The sequence below is a fragment of the Methanohalobium sp. genome (assembly GCF_018609725.1).
Classification (GTDB): Archaea; Halobacteriota; Methanosarcinia; order Methanosarcinales; family Methanosarcinaceae; genus Methanohalobium.
Genome location: NZ_JAHENT010000085.1, coordinates 1 through 5,358 on the forward strand (window position 1 = coordinate 1; position 5,358 = coordinate 5,358).

Here is a 5,358-nt window from a genome sequence, read left to right on the forward strand (position 1 = left end):
CGGGTCTTAATGTCGAATCTACTTTCGAGTATGGGGACACAACAGACCCTATTAACAGTTATATGTTTAATATGACAAACGCTGACTCAACTTCAAAGGACTTTACTGTTGCATACAATAATGTTGTTGATGCTCAAGGTGCAACTGCTCCAATTGAGTTCCTCATCTACGATAACGCAGGCACACAGGTCGCAAGTGTTACACCAAACTCAGATGCGACATTTACTGCCGCAGCTGGTTCAACATACACTGTTGTTGTCGTTGTTGACACAACAGGTCTCGATGATACGGCTGACCTTTCAGGTGACCTCGTAATCACGGCATAAAAACAGTAATACTATTCTGTTATATTTAACAGTCGTTTCTATTATGTATTAAATTCCAAATAGAAACTTTTTTATATAATTACTTCATACTAATAGATATGTCTGATAAATGTCCAAAATGTGATGAAATCGGGGTAATACCAAGGTTTGCAGTTACAGAATTTAATACACTAAGGAAAAATGATGGCTTCAAAGTGAGATTGTGTAGTAATAAGAGCTGCAGTATCCGTGCATATAATAATGATGAAAATAAGTATGTTGCAGAAAATAATCATCCATCCCTAGATGATATTATGTTCTATTATGAGATGGATTATGATGTTTTAGAATTTCAAGCAAATAACACTCGAATTTAATAATAATTGTTAGTTTTTATTATATATTTCACCATTAAATTTTACGATTGTTCGAATCTTCTTTGTAATTTCATCAACATTGTTCATTTTATTCATTTCACTTGCTGAGTTAACACTCACATAGTGTCTATCACTAAAGTCATCAATAACTGCACTTTGGAGAACAAACTCATCACCGACTTCGAAATTTTCTGAAATACTCGCACTTTCCCAGATTGTAACATCGATATATAATTCATCTTCATCTTTAGCTGTATAATACAAGAACGCATCTTCATTAAGTTTCACTCGCAACTTTTGATTAATACTATCAACATCAGGTGTGTTATCTGAAACAACAAAACCTGTAATATTAACCCAATCCTCTGTAGATACATCAGCAATTGAATCCCAAACGAAGACACAATATTCTCCGTCCGCAGGATTTCGTTCAATTGCAGTAAAGTTAATACCAGTTGTCTCATCTGTAACAGTATGTCTACAATAATAATCTACGCCATCTTCTTTCTCTACAGACCAAGTATCTTCAACAGTCATCGAAAAATCACTACTTTCAAGTGTAGATTTCTTTCCAATATCACTAACGCTCATAACTGTTGTTTCTTCTCGATTACCCGATTTGTTTGATTGTTGTCTCTTAGACATACATCTATTTTTAATTTAACACCCTTAAAGTATTACCCAAATTAGATAATAAACATCATAAGCAACACTTACATACACACGTATGCTCACTATACATAATAAAAATAAATTGCTTATCACAACAATCTCAGAAATTACAACGATTTCTACACAAATTAATGATATTCGATTATAGGGTTATACAAAGTCAAAACCTATTACAAACATTATACCCAAACTTTTAAGTAGTAGTAATATAAATATAGTAGTTGTAATGAATATTACAAATAAATTTAGTCTCGACACAAAGGGTGTTTCTCCTGTTGTCGGTGTAATTCTTATGGTAGCTATCACGGTTATTCTTGCTGCTGTAATTGGAACTTTTGTCCTTGGTCTTGGTGACCAAGTTAACCAAAACGCACAAGCAGGAGTAACATTCGACTCTGGGTCGAATGAAGTAGATGTTCAGTTGAATAGTGTTCAAAGTGCAGATGCAGTATATGTTAATTCTCCTGGAAGTCAATCAGGCGGTGTTACAGCTACTGATTCTACAGATGGTAATTATCTCCTTAACTCTAATGGTAACGGTGGAGTCGGAACAACTGTTACAGTAAGCGGTATCTCTGATGGTCAACAGATTACTGTGATTGGTGTTCTTAACGGTGAAGAGAACATTATCCAAACATATAATTACTCAGCATAAATCACTTAACTAACTGATTTCAAACAGTATAAAAAATTTACTTTTAGTAGTTATTTTGTAGTTTAATCTCTATTAAACCCAAATGCTTTTAACCCTGTAGTTTAATTTATACATATAATGAGGTTCAAAGATAATAATTATGGTGTTTCTCCTGTTGTCGGTGTCGTATTGTTAGTGGCAATTACAGTTTTGCTGACGGTTGTGGTTGGTGTTTTTGTTCTTGACCTTGGACAAAATACTAATCAATCAGCAAATGCTGGTATTCAAACAAGCGAGCCAGTAACTAATAAAACGAGCATCACACTTATTGATTCTGGTTCAGCGGTTGAAGTCTATGTTATTAATAATTCTTCTAATACAACTATTTCAACAGGTGAATCAGTTACCGTGAGTGGTGAGTGGGTAGTTATTGGTAAAACAAAGGACGGGTCTAAAACGGCTATCCGTAAAAGTTCGAATTGGTCTGGTGACTTAGATACAACAAATACTAACACGGGAGCGACAGTTGTTGTAAAGTCACTACCACAAACAATCAACTCACCATCTGGTTTTGATGATTTTACATTTGACAATTCTACATATGTTACAGATTCTGGCTATCCGTCTATTTATCGAAATTCTAATGATAGTGTCATATATAGTTACACAACGCATACTGTTAATGTTACTGATGAAGTAGATGAAGTTTCAGTAACAACAAATTACGATATTAATTCTGGTGGGGATTATATTTATACAAATGCGTATGAAAACGGAACAAATAGTTATATTGGATATGATTATTCATATAAAAATGGGACACAGAATATAAGTCTTACAGGAAATAATGATATTTATTTATACACATATCCAAATTCTGGTTCTAATTATACACTTAAGCAGTATGAAGTTAAAGCATATAATATTACGACAACTGAGAAGAATTTTTTAAATCATTACACAACAACAAGTCAATTTACTGATTATAGAAATGATGATACACCTGGTGTTGCGACAGTAACAAATGATGGTATTGAGTATAATAGCTCAGATGGGAATTTTGCAAGTTATTATTTCAAGTCATTTAATTCATCACCGAACGCAATCGATGATATTACAATTAGCGTTAATGTCTCATATATTAGTGGTGGGTCTGCAAATCCTAGAATTTTTCTATATGATTCTGGCGGTAAACAAGAATATGTTGGTTCATTCCCAACTAGTGGGTTGGGGAATCATACTATGTCCCTAACAAACCAAGGTGTAGATATTGCGTCATATGATGAGATGAAAGTGAGAGTTGAACGGTATGATGGCGACCTTCGTATTGAAGACATTACAATCCAATCATATAATATCACATATGTATCAGGCACATTACCAGCGAATCCAATTTCAACAACAACACAACTTGAAGAAGCAGAAGGAATTAATTCTAATGCTACGGTATCTTCTGATACAGTAAGTTTAACTAATAACGAACAGTATCGAAGTAAGTTCTTAAATAATACAGATAGTATTGATTCATATATGGTTGAATTACACACTTCAAATGATGTAACTGGAACAGTATTAGGCGTAAATGGTTCAAATACGCTGAATTATTCTAATCAGATTGGTTCATCTTTCTTTGTATCATATGACTCAGGTAGTAGCGAAGGATATGCATATGTTAGTAATTTCAGTTATACAAATATTGACGATTATCAGTATGTTCAGCCAAGTATTTTTTCATCTAATGAAAAAGATTTTACAATTCAAAATTATTCTGTATATGGATATAATTTCAGTTATACACAACAGTTTAATAAATCAACTGAATCTGAATTAAAGAACGGTGAATGGAATAATAGCACAGTTTCTTTCAATTCAGACACAATGGTTATTGATTCTGACAATAATGAATCTGATTATAATACAACACAGTCTCTTAGTGTCTCTGACAAATCTGAGTCTATTGTTGTAAATATTACAGGTTCTAACTTAGATAAGTTATCAGTTGGTATTAATGGTAGAAGTAGTGTTATGACTACTAACAATGATACTTCTACTGGAAATGTTGTATTAATTTATAGTAAAAACACGGTTCAAAATGCTAATATAACATTGATTGTTAAATCTGGTAATTCTGTTGAAGTTGATTCTATTCAAACAAGTATTAGAGATGGTTCAGAGGAATCGGTTACAACAGTAACTCGAAACGATAATAGGGAAAATATTACTTATACTAATGAGACTCGGACTGAAGTAACAACTTAATATAACCTAAAGCTTTTAGTGTTTGAAGTATTAGTAATAGTTATGTTACAAAAAGTATCTATTGTAAGTGTGTTATTTTTACTTGCGATGAGTGTATTTGTTGGTGGTGCTGTTGGACAAGCAACAGACTATGATTGGACAAATCCATGTGAGATGGACTGTAATCAATCTAATTTTTCTAATCCAGATATAGGGTTTCAAGAAAATAGTGTAATTAATAGTTCTGTATATTGGACAAGTGGTCAAATTAATAATGAATATTCTATTGATAAAGTGGTTGTTTGGGTTTCTTCGAACGAAGAAGTAACGGTTACAGTAACTAATTCTGATACAAATACTACGCTAAATAAAACAACTGTGGCTGATACGACTGGTGAACCTATTGCGCTAGATGTTCGAACTTTTGATACCATCACTGTTGATGTGGTTTCTGATGGTGCTACAGTTACTGGTGTTGGTATTTATTCGATTGCTCCAAACGAAAATACAATAAACCTACAAGGAACAGTTGAACCGAATCTCAATCCAACACAAGATGTTCCGTCTCCCAGAAAAAATTCGGTGCAAAATGAAGACACAAGTTCTGAAAACGATTCTGGTGCAAACATCCTTGGAAAATTGTTAATATATGCACTCTTATTCGTTGGAGGGTTGTTTGTTATAGTTATATTACTTGTTATTGTCTCAAAAGTTACTAAGTAATTAACTGTTAATAAAGTATAAAATATTATTTATGTGTTTAATTTGTTGGTTGCTTATAAATAGTTAAATGGTGGGATAATGCGGATATGATAGTAAATCGTTATTCTGTTTGTTTTTTATTTTTATCGTGTCGGTAATCGATTTCGCAGATAATCGTGTTTGGGAGTGTTTCTATGATGAATTCTTTTGTTGTGTTTTTGAGTTTTGTGTCGAGTGTTTGCTCGAAGTGAGATATGATACAGTTTTCTACGGTAAGTGTATTTAATTCGATTTTGTTTGGGGTGATGATTGTGAGTTCACTAATTACTGTTTCTTTATTTTCGAAATAGTTTTTGAGTTCTCTTTCGAGTGTTACGGAAATGTTTGTGTAAATAGTTTTTGTTGTTTCTTTTGTTGCATTTAATACTTC

Annotated in this window: 7 protein-coding genes; 5 read left to right on the forward strand and 2 right to left on the reverse strand. The window is 32.8% G+C overall.

From position 1 onward, the window contains the following. Both QZ276_RS05530 and QZ276_RS05535 read left to right on the forward strand, forming a co-directional pair. On the forward strand, positions 1-326 hold a 326-nt coding region (locus tag QZ276_RS05530), incomplete at its 5' end, for a hypothetical protein (RefSeq protein ID WP_292486035.1). A gap of 98 nt (positions 327-424) precedes the next feature. Next, on the forward strand, positions 425-682 hold the full coding sequence (locus QZ276_RS05535; protein ID WP_292486036.1) for a hypothetical protein: 258 nt from the start codon (positions 425-427) through the stop codon (positions 680-682). A gap of 9 nt (positions 683-691) precedes the next feature. Here QZ276_RS05535 and QZ276_RS05540 read toward each other — a convergent pair whose 3' ends face one another. Continuing rightward, positions 692-1,327, reverse strand: a complete 636-nt coding sequence (locus tag QZ276_RS05540; RefSeq protein ID WP_292486038.1) for a hypothetical protein — start codon at positions 1,325-1,327, stop codon at positions 692-694. Between the two features lie 253 nt (positions 1,328-1,580). On the opposite strand from QZ276_RS05540, the gene QZ276_RS05545 reads away from it, so the two are divergent. The 3 genes from QZ276_RS05545 to QZ276_RS05555 all read left to right on the forward strand — a co-directional run bounded on the left by QZ276_RS05545 (position 1,581) and on the right by QZ276_RS05555 (position 4,949). After that, positions 1,581-2,009 (forward strand): type IV pilin N-terminal domain-containing protein, encoded by a 429-nt coding sequence (locus tag QZ276_RS05545; RefSeq protein WP_292486040.1) that lies wholly within the window; start codon positions 1,581-1,583, stop codon positions 2,007-2,009. Between the two features lie 117 nt (positions 2,010-2,126). Next, positions 2,127-4,247, forward strand: a complete 2,121-nt coding sequence (locus tag QZ276_RS05550; protein ID WP_292486042.1) for a type IV pilin — start codon at positions 2,127-2,129, stop codon at positions 4,245-4,247. 42 nt (positions 4,248-4,289) lie between these two features. After that, the gene (locus QZ276_RS05555) at positions 4,290-4,949 is read left to right on the forward strand and encodes a hypothetical protein (protein ID WP_292486044.1); all 660 of its coding nucleotides are present in this window, start codon (positions 4,290-4,292) and stop codon (positions 4,947-4,949) included. Positions 4,950-5,049: 100 nt separating this feature from the next. Here the strand turns inward: QZ276_RS05555 and QZ276_RS05560 are convergent. Further along, positions 5,050-5,358: hypothetical protein (locus QZ276_RS05560; protein ID WP_292486046.1), on the reverse strand; the 309-nt coding region annotated here is incomplete at its 5' end.